Source organism: Sphingopyxis panaciterrulae (assembly GCF_014199295.1).
In the GTDB taxonomy this organism is placed as follows: domain Bacteria; phylum Pseudomonadota; class Alphaproteobacteria; order Sphingomonadales; family Sphingomonadaceae; genus Sphingopyxis; species Sphingopyxis panaciterrulae.
Genome location: NZ_JACIJH010000003.1, coordinates 395369 through 413612 on the forward strand (window position 1 = coordinate 395369; position 18244 = coordinate 413612).

General features: G+C 62.7%; 14 protein-coding genes. 2 read left to right on the forward strand and 12 right to left on the reverse strand.

Features of this window, described 5'->3' with window-relative positions:
- Positions 1-124 precede the first annotated feature (124 nt).
- From trbJ to FHR21_RS08380, 12 genes are all read right to left on the reverse strand, one after another.
- Positions 125-877, reverse strand: coding sequence for a P-type conjugative transfer protein TrbJ (gene trbJ, locus FHR21_RS08330; RefSeq protein ID WP_184097116.1), 753 nt, complete (start codon positions 875-877; stop codon positions 125-127).
- A 4-nt stretch (positions 878-881) separates the two neighbouring features.
- Positions 882-3335 carry a conjugal transfer protein TrbE gene (gene trbE / locus FHR21_RS08335; protein WP_184097118.1) on the reverse strand — a complete coding sequence of 818 codons (2454 nt, stop codon included), beginning with the start codon at positions 3333-3335 and terminating at the stop codon, positions 882-884.
- Entirely contained in the window at positions 3329-3601 is a 273-nt protein-coding gene (locus tag FHR21_RS08340; protein WP_184097120.1) for a VirB3 family type IV secretion system protein, read from the reverse strand. The genes trbE and FHR21_RS08340 overlap by 7 nt, the downstream gene beginning before the upstream one ends.
- Positions 3598-3930, reverse strand: a complete 333-nt coding sequence (locus FHR21_RS08345; protein ID WP_184097122.1) for a TrbC/VirB2 family type IV secretion system protein — start codon at positions 3928-3930, stop codon at positions 3598-3600. Before FHR21_RS08345 ends, FHR21_RS08340 begins: the two co-directional genes overlap by 4 nt.
- A 3-nt stretch (positions 3931-3933) precedes the next feature.
- The gene (trbB, locus tag FHR21_RS08350) at positions 3934-4893 is read right to left on the reverse strand and encodes a P-type conjugative transfer ATPase TrbB (protein ID WP_420825273.1); all 960 of its coding nucleotides are present in this window, start codon (positions 4891-4893) and stop codon (positions 3934-3936) included.
- A 47-nt stretch (positions 4894-4940) separates the two neighbouring features.
- Entirely contained in the window at positions 4941-5345 is a 405-nt protein-coding gene (locus tag FHR21_RS08355; RefSeq protein WP_184097126.1) for a ribbon-helix-helix domain-containing protein, read from the reverse strand.
- Positions 5346-5348: 3 nt separating this feature from the next.
- The gene (locus FHR21_RS08360; RefSeq protein WP_184097128.1) at positions 5349-7367 is read right to left on the reverse strand and encodes a conjugal transfer protein TraG; all 2019 of its coding nucleotides are present in this window, start codon (positions 7365-7367) and stop codon (positions 5349-5351) included.
- A 359-nt stretch (positions 7368-7726) separates the two neighbouring features.
- Complete coding sequence (locus FHR21_RS08365; RefSeq protein WP_184097130.1) at positions 7727-9742, reverse strand: hypothetical protein; 2016 nt, start codon at positions 9740-9742, stop codon at positions 7727-7729.
- Entirely contained in the window at positions 9639-13910 is a 4272-nt protein-coding gene (locus tag FHR21_RS08370; protein WP_221235069.1) for an HTH domain-containing protein, read from the reverse strand. Before FHR21_RS08370 ends, FHR21_RS08365 begins: the two co-directional genes overlap by 104 nt.
- A gap of 76 nt (positions 13911-13986) precedes the next feature.
- Positions 13987-14322, reverse strand: coding sequence for a hypothetical protein (locus FHR21_RS20665; RefSeq protein WP_221235070.1), 336 nt, complete (start codon positions 14320-14322; stop codon positions 13987-13989).
- A gap of 21 nt (positions 14323-14343) precedes the next feature.
- On the reverse strand, positions 14344-15159 hold the full coding sequence (locus FHR21_RS08375; RefSeq protein ID WP_184097134.1) for an ImmA/IrrE family metallo-endopeptidase: 816 nt from the start codon (positions 15157-15159) through the stop codon (positions 14344-14346).
- Positions 15156-15554: a helix-turn-helix domain-containing protein gene (locus FHR21_RS08380; RefSeq protein WP_246427114.1), complete on the reverse strand. Its 399-nt coding sequence runs from the start codon at positions 15552-15554 to the stop codon at positions 15156-15158. Before FHR21_RS08380 ends, FHR21_RS08375 begins: the two co-directional genes overlap by 4 nt.
- A gap of 281 nt (positions 15555-15835) precedes the next feature.
- On the opposite strand from FHR21_RS08380, the gene FHR21_RS08385 reads away from it, so the two are divergent.
- Complete coding sequence (locus FHR21_RS08385; protein WP_221235071.1) at positions 15836-17536, forward strand: HesA/MoeB/ThiF family protein; 1701 nt, start codon at positions 15836-15838, stop codon at positions 17534-17536.
- Positions 17533-18027 (forward strand): Mov34/MPN/PAD-1 family protein, encoded by a 495-nt coding sequence (locus tag FHR21_RS08390; RefSeq protein WP_184097138.1) that lies wholly within the window; start codon positions 17533-17535, stop codon positions 18025-18027. Before FHR21_RS08385 ends, FHR21_RS08390 begins: the two co-directional genes overlap by 4 nt.
- The last annotated feature ends 217 nt before the right edge of the window (positions 18028-18244 follow it).

An 18244-nucleotide genomic window follows, 5' to 3' on the forward strand; every position in this document is an offset into this window, starting at 1 on the left:
ACGGGACTCCTTAAAGGCAATGGATTGGGGTCGCGGGAACCGCTGGCCTCGAGAGGGGGGAGCCATGCGGTCCCCGCGACGGGACGGCGCTCGCCGGGGAACAAGGGGCGCAGCGCCGCCCAAGCTATGGCTGCGGCGTGTAGGCCTTGCCGTCGCCGAGGAATCGGCTCGTGCGGACACGGGCCTCGCGCGCGCTCTGGCCGCGCCGCGCCGCTTCGAGCGATTCGGTTCGGAACTGCGCCGCCATCAGGTTCTGGAGCTGGAACTGCTGCTTGGTCGCGAGCGCGAGAAGCTGGTTTGTCGCCTGCTGTGCCTGCAAACTTCCTTCTGCGCCTTGGCTCTTGGCGACGATCGCCGCGAGGGTTTGCGCGTCATCGCGGACATTCTCGACGATACCGCTCTGAACCTGCATCGTCTGCCGGAACGCGGCCATTTCATTATCGAGGCGCTGTCTAGCGGTCGCAATTCGCTGGTCGCGCTTCATCACCGACGCGAAGCTGTCGGGAAATTGCCGACGGAATTGCTCGTCGATTTGATCGACGCGGAAGTCGATGCCCTGCGCTTGCCCCATGAGTTTGTCGATCTCGCCGAGCGTCTGGCGAAGTTGGTCGAGCTGCGGGAAGTCGATGCGCGAGAGGTTCTTGCTCTGATTGACGAGCATCCGGGCTTCGTTTTGAAGGCTCTGGATTTGATTGTTGATCTGCTGGAGCGTCCGCGCGGCGGTGAGCAGGTTCTGCCGATAATTGGTCGGATCGAACACGCTGATCTGTGCCGAGGCGGGGGTGCTCGTCGTGTAGACCCCGACGATGACGGTGCCGATCGTGCCAAGGCCAAGCGCTGTGGCGAGCAGATAATTGCGGACGGGAGAGCGGGGCATGATGCTATTCCTTTTCTGCTGGAGGTTGGACGGCGGGGAATCGGCCAAGCAGCTCGGCCGCCCAATCGAGGCCGGCTTGGGTCAGGAAATGCGCCGCAAAATCGTCCGCGCCATGTTTGGCGAGGGTCGCGTCGATGCGCTTCTGGGTGTCGGGATCGGACGCACCGCACAGTGCGAGCGCGATCGGGCCTAGTCCCAGTTCGAACAGGCGGTTGCCGCGCGCCGATTGCAGATAATATTGCCGCTTCGGCACGGCGCGGCTGACCAGCTCGATTTGCCGCGCGTTGAGGCCAAAGCGGACATAGGCCGCCTGGCTCTGCGGCTCGATCGCCCGGTCATTCGGCAGCAATATGCGCTGCGGGCAACTCTCGATGATCGCGGGTGCGATCGTCGAATCCGCAATGTCGGCCAGCGATTGCGTCGCGAACACGACGCTGACATTCTTCTTGCGCAGCACCTTCAGCCATTCGCGGATGCGCGCCGCGAACAGCGGATGGTCGAGGAACACCCAGGCTTCATCAAGAATGAGCAGCGTCGGCCGCCCGGTGAACCGCTCTTCGAGCCTATGGAACAAATAGGTCAGCACCGGCGCGACGACGCCCGCGTGCCCCATCAACGCCTCGGTCTCGAAGCACTGAACATCGGCAATCGCAAGGTCGTCCTCAGCGGCATCGAGCAGTCGCCCGAATGGCCCTTCGAGCGTATAGGGCGCGAGGGCGACACGCAGCGGCGCCGACTGCAAGAGCAGCGACAGGCCGGTCAGCGTCCGTTGCTCGACCGGCGCGGTCGCGAGGTTGGTTAGCGCCGACCAGACCGCTTCCTTGACCTCCGGCGTGACCACGATCATTTCATGGGCGAGCAAGGCGCCGATCCATTCGGCCGCCCACGCCCGTTCGTCGGCGCGGTCGATATGCCGTAGAGGTTGAAAGGCGATGGCCTTCCCGCCTTCGTCCTCGCTGCCGAGGCCGAGCGCATGATGCGCGCCGCCCATCGCCAGCACCGCGGCGCGCGCCGAAAAACCCTTGTCGAAGATATAGACTTGGGAATCGGGGTAACGCCGGAACTGCAAGGCGAGCAATGCCAGCAGCACCGACTTGCCCGCGCCGGTCGGACCAACAATGAGCATGTGGCCGACGTCACCGATATGGGTCGAGAGCCGGAACGGGGTCGATCCGCTCGTCTCGGCATAGAGCAAGGGCGGTCCGTCCAGATGCGCGTTGCGTGCCGATCCCGCCCATACCGACGATAGCGGCATCAGGTGGGCCAGATTGAGCGTGTGAACGATCGGTTGCCGGACGTTGGCATAGACATGGCCTGGGAGGCTCGACAGCCACGCCTCGACCGCGTTGACCGTCTCGCGGATACAGGTGAAACCCAGCCCGTTGACGATGCGCTCGACCGCCCGCACCTTTTCTTCGACGCGAGCGCGATCGGTATCGGCAACGGTGATCGTGGTCGTCAGATAACCGAAGGCGACATGATCGCCGCCGAGCGCCTGCAAGGCCAGGTCGGCATCGACCACCTTGTTGTCGGCGTCGCTATCGAGAAGCTGTGCGGGCTGGTTGTAAATCACCTCGCGCAGCATCGCCGTCACCGACTTGCGCTTGTTGAACCATTGGCGGCGCAGCTTGGTCAGCGCCTTGGTCGCCTCCTGCTTGTCGAGGGCTATAAATCTCGTGACCCAACGATATGAAAAATCTTCGTGATTGAGCGCATCGAGGATTCCGGGCCGGCTGACATTCGGAAAGCCGAATATGGTCAGCGTCCGCAAATGCTCGTCGCCGAGCATCGGTTCCAACCCGCCGGTCAATGGCGTGTCGGTCAATATGGCGTCGAGATACATTGGGGTTTCGGGGACCGCGACGACATGGCGGCGCGTCGATATGGTGCCGTGAAGGAACGTCAGCGTCTCGCCATCGTCGAGCGCGCGCACCTCCGGCATGAAACCGCTGAACAAGTCGAGCGCCCGGTCCGTCTCGGCGATGAAGCTGGCGAGCGCCTGCCGCCAATCGCGGCCTTTCGCATCATCGCTGCGCTCGACCAGCGCGCGGCCCGCCGTATCGGCCTGATCGGGCGGCGGCAGGAAAGTCAGCGTCACATAATAGAGGCTCTCATAGTGCGCGCCCGCGCTCTCGAGCGCCGCGCGCCGTTCCTGATCGACCAGCCAGGACGCCGCATCGGGAAAGTCGCTGCCGGGATAGCCCAGCGCTTCGCGGCGTTCGGCCTCGAAGTGTAAGGCCCAACCTGATCCAAAGCGTTTGAGGACATTGTTCGCCCGCGCGCAGGCGGCGACAAGTTCGGCCTCCGTGGCGCTTTCCAGGTCCGGTCCGCGAAAGCGCAAGGTGCGCTGAAAGCTGCCGTCCTTGTTCAGCACCACGCCGGGGGCGATCAACGCCGCCCACGGCAGATGATCGGCAAGCCGGTCGGCGCCGCTGCGATATTCCTTGAGGTTCAGCATGTGAGATACCCCCGCTGGCGAAGGTGGCGGGCGAGGACGGGCGCGAAATCGGGATCGCGTTTTGCGGCGAACACCGCGAGCGTGTGACCCGCCGCCCACATCACCAGCCCGGCAATCCATTGCTGCAAGCCGAGGCCAAGCGCGGCGGCGATCGTGCCATTGACGATCGCGATGGCGCGCGGCGCACCGCCGAGCAGGAGGGGTTCGGCCAAGGCGCGGTGCATCGGCGCTTCGAAGCCTTCGATATGCGAGCCTGCGCCGATCATGCGATCAACGCCCCGCCGCCGAAGCTAAAGAAGCTGAGAAAGAAGGAACTGGCCGCGAAGGCGATCGACAGACCGAAAATGATCTGGATGAGGCGCCGGAAGCCGCCCGCCGTCTCGCCGAACGCGAGCGTCAGGCCGGTCACGATAATGATGATGACCGCGACGATCTTGGCGACCGGGCCTTGGACGGACTCCAGGACCTGCTGCAACGGCTCCTCCCACGGCATTCCCGACCCGGCGGCGTGCGCTGTGGCGGCGGCAGCCAGGCCGAGCACGACAGCCGCGGCGGCAATGAGGCGGTTGGGGTGACGGGTGCGGGACAGGCGCATAGTCTATTCTCCTTGGTTGTCGGGGGTGAGGTCGCGAACGGCGTAACCGCCCTGCGCGTCGAGGCCGGTGACGCGCGCAATCGTGTCCACGCGGCGCGCGAGGCCGCGCCCGGATATGAACACGATCATGTCGATGGCCTCGGCAATGAGGCGGCGCGGGACAGTGACGACGCTTTCCTGAACAAGCTGTTCGAGCCGGTAGAGCCCGGCCGTCGCGCTATTCGCGTGGACCGTCGCGATGCCGCCAGGATGGCCGGTATTCCATGCCTTGAGCATGTCGAGCGCCTCGCGCCCGCGAACCTCGCCCACAATGATGCGGTCGGGGCGAAGGCGCAGCGTCGAACGCACAAGGTCGGCCATCGTGACTGCGCCGGCCCCGCTCGGGCCAACTGTCCGAGTGCGAAGCGCGACCACATCGGACGCCGCGCATTGCAGTTCGCGCGTGTCCTCGATGATGATGACGCGCTCGTCGAGGCCCGCCATTTCGGCAAGCAACGCGTTGGCGAGCGTCGTCTTGCCCGATGACGTGCCGCCCGCGACAAGGATATTCCGACGCTCGACGACGGCCATCGACAGAAGCCGCGCCGTGTCGGCGGGCATGATGCCGTCGTTCACATAATCGAGCAGCGTATAGATGCGCGCAGCCGGCTTACGGATCGAGAAGCAGGGCGCGAGGCTGACGGGCGGAAGCACGCCCTCGAACCGCTCGCCCGCGCCTTCGCCGTGCGGCGGCAGTTCGGCCGATATGATCGGTGCCGTTGCATGGGCCTCAGTCCGTGCATGGCTCGCAACCAGGCGAATGATGCGCTCGATCTGCGCCGGGTCGTAGCGGGTGCCGGTGTCGATGCGCCCCTCGCCAAGCCGGTCGAGCCGTAGCACCCCATCGGGGTTCACCATGATCTCGATAACCGCGGGGTCGGACAGTGCCGCCGCGATGCCTGGTCCCATTGCGGTACGGAGCATTGCGCGGCGGCGCCCAAAGGAATTATTGGCGTCGGAAAGCGCCTCGGTCATGGCTGTGCCTCGGTGACGTTCTGGGTGTCGAGTGTCCGCTTGCCGCCCGCGATCTGGCGGCCAAGCTGGGCGATAAATCGCTCGAAACGCTGATTGCCGGTCGCAAGCGCGGCGGCGTCGGCTTCGGGGAGCGGCGCGGTGACGGTGAGCTGGTAGCGCACGAACAGCGCCAACGCCTCCAGCACCACCTCCATGTCGCGGCGGCCGGCCGCGACCTCGCGCGATATGCGATCGAGCCGGACTTTCAGAAGGTCGTCGACCTGCTTCGACGCGCGGCGCGCCAGCCAATCGCGAAGCGCCTCGTTGACGATGCGCGACTTGTTGCCGCCGCGCCGGATGACCAGCCCGTCGAGCGCATCGCTCAAGTCGCTGTCGATGTAGAGATTCTGCCGGACCTTCATCGCTTACAGTCCCGGCAACAGGTCTTGGGACTGCGGCTGATTCATCGCATGGCCGCGCACGAGCGAGGCGCGAACGCGTTCCATGACGCGCTTGTCGGCGGCGGCGTCGGGGTCGTCGCGCTCCATGTCGGGCAATTCGAGTTGCGTCGCGGGTTCCGCCTGCGGCGGCGTCTCGTCGATCAACGGGTGCCGTTGCTGCTGCAACCCGCCGTCCTCGTCCGCGCCGGGCTCCTCGTCCACCTTGCCGAGCCTGCTATCGGGCGCGCTGACCAGCCCCGTCCAGTCGTCGGGGCGGCTGGGTGGCCGATCGGCATAGTCACCAAGCGAGAGCGCGGGCGGTGCCAGGAGCCGCGCGCGGAAATTGGCGTCCTTGTAATATTGTAGCTTCTTCGCCCGGATCGGGGCCATGCCCGACACAAGAACCAGCTCGTCGGCGGGCGGAAGCTGCATGACCTCGCCCTGCGTCAACAGCGGGCGCGCCGTCTCCTGCCGGCTGACCATGACATGCGCGAGCCAGGGGGCGAGCCTGTGACCCGCATAGTTCCGCATCGCGCGCTGTTCGGTGGCGACGCCGAGAGCATCGGAAACCCTCTTTGCCGTCCGCTCGTCATTGGTCGAGAAAACAACGCGGACGTGGCAGTTATCGAGAATCGAATTATGCTCGCCATAGGCTTTATCGACCTGATTGAGCGACTGCGCGATCAGATAGACCCGGATTCCGTAGCCCGCCATGAAGGCTAGGCTCGTCTCGAAGAAGTCGAGACGCCCCAGGGCGACGAACTCGTCGAGCATCATCAGAAGCTGATGTTTGCGCCCCTGCGTCGGGTCGGCGTCGAGCTTCTCGGTCAGCCGACGCCCGATCTGGTTGAGGATCAGGCGCACGAGCGGCTTGGTCCGCGAAATGTCAGACGGCGGAATCACCAGATAGAGCGATGCCGGGTGATCGGCTTCGACAAGATCGGCGATGCGCCAGTCACATCGTGACGTGACCGCCGCGACGGTCGGGTCGCGATAGAGGCCGAGAAATGACATGGCGGTGGACAGGACACCGCTGCGCTCGTTCTCCGACTTGTTCAGCACCTCGCGAGCGGCCGACGCGACGACGGGATGAACCTGCGGCGCCTCCTTGGTGCCGAGATGATTGGTGGTCATCATCCGGCGCAGCGTCGTCGTGAACGGGCGCTGCGGATCGGACAGGAAGGTTGCGACACGGGCGAGCGTCTTTTCTTCCTCGGCGTAGAGGATGTGGAGGATCGCGCCGACCAGCAGGCTGTGGCTGGTCTTCTCCCAATGGTTGCGCCGTTCCAACGCGCCTTCGGGATCGACAAGAATGTCGGCGATGTTCTGAACGTCGCGAACCTCGTTCGCGCCCTTCCGGACCTCCAGCAGCGGATTATATTTGGCCGACCGCGGGTCCGTCAGGTTGAATAGCAGAACGTGCGAAAAGCGTGCGCGCCAACCTGCGGTAAGCCGCCAGTTCTCGCCCTTGATGTCGTGGATGATGGCTGAGCCGGTCCAGCTTAGCAACGTCGGGATGACGAGGCCGACGCCTTTGCCGCTTCGCGTTGGCGCGAACGCCATGACATGCTCCGGCCCGTCGTGACGAAGGTAGCGCCACCGCTTGCGGCCTAGAAAGACGCCGCTGTCGCAGAGCAGTCCAGCTCGGTCGATCTCGCGCTTCGTTGCCCAGCGCGCCGAACCGTATGTCGTGACGTGGCGTGACTGACGGGCGCGCCAGAGTGATCCGGCGATGGCGGACGCGCAGCCGAGAAAGCCGCTCGCCCCGGCGATCATCCCCGCCTTGTCGAAAACCTCGGGCGCATAGGCTTCGTAGTGATACCACCACGGAAATATCGCCCACGGCCGATAGACCGGCGTGTCGAACAGGACGAACCACGCCGACCCAAGCTGGGGCTGATAGCCAAGCTGCGCCGCACACCATTGCGTCGCAATCCAGACGCCCGCGATCACCATCGCGAAGACGACGAAAATCTGTCCGACAAGGAGCTTGGTAGGCGTCAAGAGAATCTCCCGGCGACGCAGGGATCGCGTCGGCGGCCCAAAAATCAGCTGGGTCGGGAAAATCTCATATGACGGTTATGACGCGTGATGACGCACCGCGACGCAGCGCGAAGGGATAAGGGTCCCAGCCTGCAACGCTCCTGTTTGCTCTCTCCGTAGCTATTTCGATGCCAGATCAGATTTCGCGATAGGTATCAGCGCGGCTGCATCGCGCCTATCTTCGCCGTTGCAGCCTCGGACGTAGTTCACCTGAAAGCAGCCATTCGATCATTCTGCGTTCGTACGGATCGGCATCATGGACATTCCGGCAACCCGTAAACGTTCGTAATTGAAACCGGATACTCTTGTCTTCTCAACTGTCAGCCATCGAACCGGTCATATGCGAGCATTGCAAAGGATTTGGCCGATGCGAGCTTGGGAGCGAGATCGGAATCGAAATCGCAAAGCAGGTTGATCGCCCGCCTGAGATTCTGCAGCCCGTTCCCGGGCTGATGCGAAAGCGCGAAACTTTGTGCGGTCTGGGCCACCCGATTGAGCCATTCGGTGTGGTCCGCGGCGGTCGCCGCCGCCAACATCGTATAGCGCGCCGAAGCTCCGCTATCGGGAAGCTCTGCCTTTTGTACGGCTGCCAGAAGGAGGCCGACGATATGGTCGGCCATGTCGCGGTCCCGCCAGCGCGCCGCGATCTGGAGACCGAACTCGGCGGCCATGAGATGGTCGGCGGGGTCCGTGAACCTCGTCAGCGCCGCGACAATCGCTGCCCCGATATCGGACCGCCTGTCTGGCGAAACTTCGAATGCGACGGCAATCTTGACCAGTTCGTTGAGCAGTACCGGCGACGCGGTTTCATTTCGCAGCCGTTCCAGATTTTCGTCCGCGAATTTCGTTTCGAGTTCGGACAGGCCCGTCCAGCCGTCCTCGAACTCGTCAAGCGCTCCTGCGGCGACCAGAAACAGGCCGCGGCCAGACTCGACGACATCGCCAACCGCCTTGTCGCGCTCCGCGATCCATTCTTCTGGCCGCGATGCCGCCTCCATCCGGGAGATGGCTTCGGTGACGCGGTCGATCAACATGGCCTGTATCAGGCCGGCGCCGAGATAATGGAACTGAAAAACCGGTGCTTCACGGATGTCGCATAGTCCCGCAAGGCGGGCCTGCGATCCGAAGCGTTTGCCAATCTCCTCGGCCAATTTCGCGGGATCGACGCTCGCGGCGCGGAACATGCGCAGCAGATGGCTGGCGTGCAGGATCAGCGCGAGGCGCTTCGCGTAGAGCGGCCAGCCATCGAAAGTACGGTCGCGCGCGGTCAGCGAGACCGTAATCGCGAGCGCCGCTTCGAGGGCCGGGCCAGCGATCTCATACATCGGGTGCTGATAGTTGCAGATACGGCCGACGAGGTCATTCGCCAACTCGCGCATCGCTGCATCGTCAAGGTTGCGGCTCGCGACTTCGAACGCCGCTCCGGCGCTGAAAGGGTCGGCACGGCTGGCAAGGAAATTCGCGATTTCGAAACGCTCGGGCGGGTCCAGGCCATCGCTTGCGGTCGCCACGAGACCGGATTGCATGGCCGCGAACGGACCCGATAGGCGAAGAAGTCGGCAAAGGCGCGCCTTGTCGAGGCTCTGGGCCATATCGAGCCAAGCTGCCCTATAGGCGCCGAGCGTGCCGGGAAGCGGCCACACCCCGAGCAGCGACGCATAATGCTCGACCTCGACAGGAACCAGATCGTCGAAGATGGCCGTCCCATTGCTTATCCCTTGCGTCATTTCGCGATATATCGCCTCGGGCGCCGCATCGACCTCGCCCTGGAGCGCGATAAACAGATCGTCGTCGAACGGCCACTGCTCGGCAGCCGCGCGCCAGGCCATTTCCCGATCGACGGCCAGTTCGCCCGTGGCGGCGATCTCGTCGATCACTGATGCGCGTTCCGCGCCGTTATCGCTGAACAGCTTCACATGCTGGAACCGGAGGCCTTCGGAACCCGAACGCAGGATAGCCGATCCGTCCGCATCGAGCCTGGCTTCCTCGGCCGTCGTGGCGCCATCGCACGAGGACAGGTTGACGGTTTCGCCGCGGACAAGCGAGCGAAGCGCGTCGAACATCGCCTTGCGCTCGAACCGCTCGCCCCAGAGCTGCACAAATTCTCCCTGGGGAAGGCCGAGGATCGCAAGCACGGCGGGATCACGGAGCATCGCCGAGGCAACCTCCTCGGGAAGTTTCACAATGGCGCTGCGAAAGAACTCGGCTTTCAGCTCCTCCGGAGACAGATCCTCAATTCTCGTCATGTTCGCTCTCGTCGCGGGGAAGATTGTCGAGGAAGTTGAACAGCGTCCGAGCGACCGCCTCGATGGCACCGGGATCGCGCCGCCCTGCACCGGGAGCGACATGGGTCGTGAACCACTGGCGATAGGCTTGGAGCTTGTCCGCCGAGAGGTCGAATATCGACGCGATCGCCCACAATGTATGCCTCGAGACGTCCTGGACCCAAAGATCGCGGTCAACCGAATCATCCCCAGCAGCGAGCGCTCCGACGTCCGGAATCATGTCCAGAAGGTAGCTTGCCGCGCGTGCGGCGTCTTCCGGGTCATCGAAATCCTGCCATATCCTCCGGATGGTCATCCCGATCTGCATCGATACCGACTTCACCCATATGCGCTCTTGCGGCAGCTGCAGCAGGCCGCGCGCGATCGGCAGATGAATGGCATCCCGGATGTTCCGCAGCTCGGCATTGGGGCCGATGCTCCAGTTGCTTCCGCGTGCCGCCAGGAACAATTCTTCGGCATCAGGCTGCATGAGACCAGCCCCGGCGCCTCGAAGCTTTTCCCGGGCGACCGCGAGTTCTTTTGCAGTGATCACGCCGCGGCGATGGAGGAGAATGAGCAGATCGGGCGTTGTGAGGAAAGGAGTCGGGCCGCGCTTGGGATCGTCGAACTGAAGATATTTGTTCATCGCCCGGTCGTCGCAGACGAAAGCATCGACACCGCCACTGTCGCGCAGCACGCTCATTACCGGACTGTTGATACGGTCCGCTCCTTGTCCCTTTTCATCGGGCCGAATGCGCCAGGGGCCGATCCGGATTCTGCCTAGCGCCAATGCGTCAGCAATGGCCTGCCGCACCCGTTCGATGCCGCTACTTATGGTGGTGGCCTCGGTTGCCGCCGCAATCTCGCGATCGGCAAATTCGACAACATCGCGTCGGATGACGAGCGCGCCCGAATAGGACTGCAATATCGGCAGAAGGCCGGCATCCGAAAGATACTGGACCGCCAGATTGCTGACGAACAGGGCGCGGCGAGCCTCGGGTTGCGGTTCATCATCCCATGGCCCGGCACCCTCGACGAAGGGCTGCGCCGCTTCAGCCTGAGCCTCGCTCAACACGCCCCGGTCGAGAAGCGACTTGACCAGCCCGGCCGGGCTGAACAACCGTTCCCGGAAGCGCGCCGGATCCAGTGTTTCACGGAAGTTTCCGGGCCGGTGTATTGGCGCTACCGCTACGAGATAGCCGTCGGCTTCCTCCGCTCCCCTATAGAGCTCGGCAAACTCCTCGCCGGCATCCGACACCAGTTCCGCGTCCGATTCCAGGTCGCGGATCATCAAAAGGCCCGAGGCGATCCGGTCCTTGATGGCACGGGCCTGGACAATGCGGCTCGGCTGGGGAGGGCCTGACTTGACCCTGTCCTCGAAGAAGCTGTGCATCGTGCCGGCCGGCAACATGACATCGTCGAAAGCGGCGAGGGCGCGTGGCAGGAATCCGAGATATTCGAGGATGAGGAGGGACAGCGGATCGAAGGCGACCGAATTGGGGTTGAAATCGCCGACAGGACCCCGGTTTCCCGCGAAGAGCGGAAACAGGACCTTTCGTCGGCTATCGGTCAGTTCGGCGTTGCCGGCAAACTGGCTGAGAATGAGCGCGCTCTGCGTTGTGCCAAGCGGTTGCATCGCGATGAAGAAGGGAAGCTCAGCTCTCGATACCAGCTTGTTCAGATGATCGCTACGGGCTCTCGATTCCTTCGCCATCGCTATGAAATCGTCAAGGTCCTTCTCGAAGAGCGGGCCCGCCGTCCCCGATCCGGTGCGCGCCTTGGCCAGCCAGCCGGAGACCTCGGCGCTTCGCTCCTGTCCGGCGGCGACGGCAACGGAATATCCTGCGATATTGAGATGGGCGTCGTCCGGATCCATCGCGATCGCAGCGCGCGCAAGCGGCATCGCCTCGCTGCTGTCCACAGCTTGCGCAATCCGCGCCGCTTCCATGAGTTGGGCGGCGCTTCGGTTTTCCTTCATGGCCAGCTCGTGCTGAACGAACGAGATGAGGTCGGACCAGCGCCCCGTTTCGACCGCCAGAATGATCCTCAGCTGGCGGATATTCCGGTCATCGACCCCGGAAGCGATCAGGGCATCGAGCTCGGTTTTGGCTTCACTCAGCCGCCCCTGACGCTGGCGCGCCCAGGCCAGGTGCGTCCGCAGATAGGGATCGCCGCGAGCCGTATTGCCGAGTTCGTCGAGAAATGCCTCCGCTTCCTCCTCCTTTTGCGCGGAGATGAGGGCGTTGCAAGCGGCTCTGGCGTCGTCCAGCTGATGGCGAAGATGCCAGAGCCTCATCAGATACTCGCCGAGCCGGTCGTCGCCCGCGTCTCTCAGCGATCCGACCAGTATCTGGAGATCGTGCGTCGATCCCGTCTTCTCGAACTGGCTCAAACGGGCGGCGAGCCCGTCGCCGCCCGCCGCCTCGATCAGTGTCGCCTCGAGAAAGCTCCGCTCATCCTCGTCGAGGGCATCCAGATTCTGATCTATGAGAGCGTGGGCGCTCTCGATATCCCCGGATCGTGCCATCGCCTCGACCTCCATCGAAACGATCACCGACTTGCCTTGATATTGATAGAGGCGTTCGCGATATTTGCCGATAAGGGCGAGAATATCCTGCGCCGAGCTCCCGTGGAGCGTCAGGGTGAAGGCCGCGCTCAACTGGGCGTCGTCATAGCCGCCAAGCTGTTCTGCGCGTTCAAGCTCCTTGCGAACCGCAGGCCAGTCGATTTCGATCTTGTATAGCGATGCAAGCGGCGCGAGACGAACGGCCTCTGCGGGGTCCGCCAGCCTCTCTATGAACCGATCCCGTCCCGCCTTGCGTTCCTCCTCGCTGCCCACTCGCATGCCGAGGAACAGCAGATTGATGTCCGCCAGCATCGCAAGGTCGGGCGCGTCGATCCCGGAAATCGCGGCCTGCAGCTTGCGCAAATCCTCTTGCGCCGCCGATAGCGCCTGTTCTCCGTCGGCATCGTCGCGCAGATCGCCAGGTTGAGGAATGATGCCTTCGACGAGAACATAGCGCTTTGCTACATCGGGCGGAAGTGCGGTCGCGATCCGCACATGGGCCCTTGCATGAAGGATTACCGGATTTTCTTCGATCTGTTCGGCAGTCGCTGCGGCGAGCAGGGCTTCTGCATCGGAAAGGCGGTCGAGCTTGCCGAGCTTGAAGGCGGTGGCTTGCAGAGCGTGCCCCGTGAGATCCGCGCCGGCATAATTTGCATCGAAGAAGTCGAGCGCCGCAGTTTCGCCATCGCGATGATTGACCGCATCGACGAGAAGGCTGCGCGAGACCGGATCTGCCCGGTCGCGCAGCAGCGCCATTGCTTCTTCGGGATTGCCCCGCGCCAGGGCGAGGCGGGCGCGCTCGCAGGTCGTATCGGCGCCGAGAGCCTCCGCCTTCTCGACGAATGGTTCGGCATCGTCCGGTCGCTTCGCCCTGCTAAGAACGATGGCGATTTCGCGAAAGGCAGCCGCCTTCACACCGTCGCTCGCATGCCGAAGGCCCGCCTCGAGGCGTAAACCCAGTTGCTCGGCTGCACTCGTAAGACCGTCGCCAAGTGCGAGCCGGAGCCTGCGAAGACGCCGGATATCGCGTTCGACCGCGAGATCCAGCACTTCGGATTCTACTTCGATTTCCTTCCCCTGCTGCCTGTCGACCAACTGCTGGAGTTGGTCTGCCATAGGACCGAGCGCACTCTGTATCGCGCCGACCCCTTCCTGAATCGCACCGGCCTTCTCGTTCAAAATCTCGATGACGAACTTGTCGCCGGTCGTGAGGTGACTGAGCAAGGCAAAGACACAGTATCGGACCGCCTCGTCGAACAGGGTTTCTCCGTAAAATCCGTCGCCGCCAAACAAGGCGCCGTGGATGTCGCGGGCCTCGGCCTGTTTGTCCGCAACATCCTGATTGCCGAAAGTCGCGAAGGTGGCGGCTTTGAGGAGGGTCACAACCCGATTGTCGCCGACAAAATGGCGTGCATCCGCGTCTGCGAAAGAGGAAGGCCTGTCGGTTGAAATACCTTTGAGGCGGACAAGTATGGCTTCGGGGAGTGTCGCCGCATTGCCAGCAAGAACCGCAATCGCCTGGTCGAGGATCGCGTCGACCCCGACGGCAGTGGCCGCATCGACATATTGGGAGCCGCGCATTGCAATCTGGCGCCGCAACGCGCCTATCGTAGGTTTTACGATTTCGCCAACCGCTGTTTTTCCCGCGGCCGCGCTGAATAGGTCGATTGTCATATTCACCTGATTTGCGGCCCGGAGGGCGAAATGATGTGGAAAACAGACTGTCTTCAAGCGGCCACCGGTACAATATTCAAAAAGGGCGTGAGCGAGAAATGTCTGCACCGTCGTACCGGAAGTACAACCGGTTAGCGCGGCCTTGGTCGTCAACGCCCGATTCGGCGCAAACCAACTTGCTTTGGAAACCGGCGTGTAGGACCTCAGCCTCTGTCATCGACAGATGTGCCATAAGGTGAACGATTGTACGCCGACCTTCGTCGCGGGCGAGCACCGCTTCTTCTCTGAGATGGCGCTCGAGCGCACGTCGCCGCGCTCTCTCTCCCCAGACGAAGTGGAAATAGGCTAGTGCCGCTATGGCTGCGGTCATGATAGCCGAAAGGTTGGCGACGATTTCCAAGATATCCTTCATCACAGTCCCCCCCAAAGGATCCTAGGTGTAGGCGTTCCAGATTTCTTCGCCGAATACGACGAGCGAAATAGTCATCTCGTAACTGTCAGCGAAGATCGCCATTTCACGGGCTTCGCTTCGCGGACTCCACACATTGCGGGGCAGCTCTATCCCGGTGGCGCCCGCGACACGCGCGGGATTCGCCGCCCATGAAGCGGTGGGCAGTGGCATCCCGCGCTCGAAATAAATACCTCTCCGCTTTGCCGCCTTGCTGCGCCAACACCAGAGGATGAAGCCGTTCGTGGCGACCACCAGTGCAGCTGGCTCAGTTGTGAAATCGAGCCATTTGATGGCCGCCGCCGTCGAGGAAACTGCATATCGGTCAGCAGCATGGGCAAGGAGATCGAGACACATGACCGCACGCCCCACCTGATCGCGATAATCGTCGATCGGCATCAGGAGATAAGAGGCGAACGTGTCCGCTTCCTGCTCGATATGCCGCTCATCGTCGTCGCTGCCCATCCCGTAGATGCGCGCTTCTCCACATTCGAATCCCGCAGGACGGAGCGAGCGATGGCAGAGATAGTGGCCGAACTCGTGGGCGAGAGTGAAATTGATTCGGCCCGGCGAGCTAATGCCTGGATTGTAGAGAATGGCCCATTTGCCGCTTTTGGGAAGCGGGCAGAGCGCGCCTTCGAAGGTCGCGACTTCGGCTGGCGCGATCGTCTTGATTGGATCGAGAAAACGCGTCGAATATTCGAGGGCTATGGTCCGCACATCGACCGGGAAGCGCGGACCCCAGGCTTGGCTCAGAAGATTAGCCCATGCCCCCGGACGAGTGGGCTCACCACTCGTCATTCATCCTCATCCAGCACGTCGAGAATGCGCTTGAGCTTGTCCTTCACCGTCGGGTCCGCCGACTGGTATTTGCGGAAGAAGGCAACATCGCGTTCATCGACGGTCGGATCGCGCTTATCCTCGTCGACGAGAAACTCGGGCGTAACGCCGAGCACCTCCGCGATCTTGTTAAGCTTTTCGGCCGACGGGCGCGCGACCGGCTTGTTCTCGATTTCCCACATGTAACTTTTGCTGCTGCCCGTCGCGATGGCGAGCTGCTCGAGCGTTAGACCTTGCTCTCGCCTGAGTTTGTTGACCTTCTTTCCCAAGGTGGATGACATTGCGACCCCTAAAATTTCCGCCTGTTCGGTCTTACCGAATTTTTTTTCCTTGAACCGCGAACTCGCGATACCCATATATCGCTTACCGGAACTCCGAACTCAAGCGTCCGGTTGCATGAAAGGAAAAAATCGATGTCAAACGGCAACAAGCCCGATCACCCCGGCCATCCCGATCATCCGGAGCACCCGGATGTACCCAAGGGCCCTCCCAGCCATACGCCCGGTCGCCCCGATGGTCCGCCGGTGCCTTCGAATCCTCCGTCGCACCGTCCGGTCGGCTGAGGTCAGCCGTGACCGCAAAGGCGAACGAGGTCACCAATTGGTGGAAATGCTGGCCATCTCTCTATGATGCAGAGATGGCCGCATTTTCGGCCCATGGAGCAGCCGCCACCGTCTTGAACGATCAAAACGACATGCTTATCCTCGATGTCGAGTGGCCATTGGAAGACCGGACCGTGAATCTCAAGGTCGGCTTCTCTCCCCTTCATCCATTTTTCCCGCCGACGGTTACCGCACCGGATATCAATCTCGCGCGCCATCGAAATCCGTTCGACGGCGGCCTCTGCTTGCTGGTCCCTGGCGCCGGACACTGGAATTCGAAGCAGCGCGTCGCTGAACTGATTCACGAGCAGTTGGTGAAGATTTTTGACGTCAATCGGCTGCGTGAGGAAGAGAAATGGGACGAGGCGGCGGCCGTCGAGGAGCAGGCGCCCGATCCGCTTGCCAATTACTATTTCAATGAAGCCGAGGATCATTCCACGGTCTATTTCGCTCGTCCCGCCGTCCCTGCGCAATCTTGCGGACCGGCGGAATTCTTCATCAATCCCCGCGCGGCCAATGGGAGCACGAGCGCCTTCGAGGCGATGTTGCGGCGCACGAAACCCGCGAGCGGTCATTGGCTCGCGCCGCTGTTCGAGCCCAAAGGCTGGGCCGGGAACTGGAAGCAAAGTGAAGGGCGCTGGGTCAGGCTGAAACAGCCGATGCCCAAGGACGCCGCCGGCTTGCTCGCGGCCGCAGAAGCGGTGATCGCGCAGCAGGTGACTGCGAATAAGCTGCTTCGTCCACTGCAAGAGCGCGGAAACCGCGATCTGCGCATCACCGTGATCATATTCGACGACGAAATTGCCTACGGGCCCGACGGTACCGGTGACGGCTGGTTGTTTCTCGTCGAGCGCTGGCAAGGCAAGGGCGCCAAAGGTCATTCGGTTGCGCTCGTCCGAAGCTATGAAGTGTCCGAGGAAATTTTTGCGCGGTTGCCTGTCGCGGCCGCCTTGCGGAACAAGAAGGTCCTGCTGATAGGCGCCGGTGCGGTCGGCAGCTTCGTCGCAGCGGAGCTCGTTCGCGCCGGCATCGGCGAACTGACGATCGTCGATCCTGACCGAGTGGAGCCGGGTAACAGTGTCCGCTGGCTGCTGGGTCGGATCGCTTGGGGGCTTCCCAAGGTGCTGGCGCTGAGCAACTTCCTGATGACCAATTATCCGTTCGCACGCGTCGTGGCATGGGGCACCCGTCTCGGTGAAGGCACGACGGACGTCGATGTCGCGCGATCCGTCTCGCCTACGCCTGTATCCGAACTTCGTCGGCTGATCGATGAAGCTGATCTCGTCGTCGATGCAAGCGCCTCAATCGACTGCCAAGCGGCGATGGCGCACGAGTGTCGCCGGATCGGTACACCTTTGGTGGTCGGTTATGCGACGGAAGGACTCCATGGTGGCGTCGTCGTGCGGCTTCGTCCGGGCGCACCGGCTTGCTGGGTGTGTCTCAATGAACATTGGTCCGATGGTGGCATCAAGGTTCCGCCGCGCGATCCGTCGGCCACCGTCATTCCCATCGGCTGTAATTCGCCGACGTTTACCGGTGGCAGTTTCGATCTCCAGGAAGTTTCGATGGAAGTCGTCCGAAGTGCGATCGGACTCTTGGCACCGGACGAATATGATGCGGGAGATTGGGACTGGTCCGCTCTCGCTCTCGTTCGCGACGGGCGGCGCACGCTTCCACAATGGGATTGCGGAACACTTGCGCCGCATCCGAAATGTTCGGGTTGCGGCAGCAAATGACAATCTGGTTGGCGCGCGAAGTCGTATTGGAGATGGAGCGTCTCGGCTCGATTTACTATCCGTTGGAAACGGGCGGAATGCTGCTGGGATGGCGAGACGGACCTGACCGGATCGCTACCGGGCTCATCGGGCCCGGGTCGGGCGCCTTGCACGGGCTCTATAGCTTCATTCCTGACGGCGCGTGGCAGCGCGCTAGACTGGCCCATATCTTCAGTGCCACCGCGGGCGATCTCGATTATCTCGGAGACTGGCACACCCATCCAGACGGTGTCGCCGCAATGAGCGAGGTTGACCGGCGCACACTATCAAAGATCGAGCGGCGTGTGAGAGATCCCCTGATGGTGATACTCGCCGGCGCGGCATCCCGATGGGACATGGGCGCTTGGTTTGGGACGAGGCCAGGCTATTGGGGGCGCCTCTCGGCTAGCGCGGCGGAAACAAGAATTTTTGACGCGCCTACGGGATGGCCCGTGTTGATGGAGGTCAGCTGATCTTCACCTCTTTTCGATCATTTGGAAGCTAACGGTCGGCAAGCAGTGTGCTGGCCGTGGCACATGGCGACGGTGAATGTCTGCTTCTTACGATTCAGGCTTGAAAGCCGACCGTCCGAAACCGTTTAGAGTTTCGGACGCCGCCAGGCGTCGGAAAGTCTTCGGTGCCCGAACCGCGGTGGTCATGGGCTGAGCTATGGGGAAAGCTGTTTGGTGC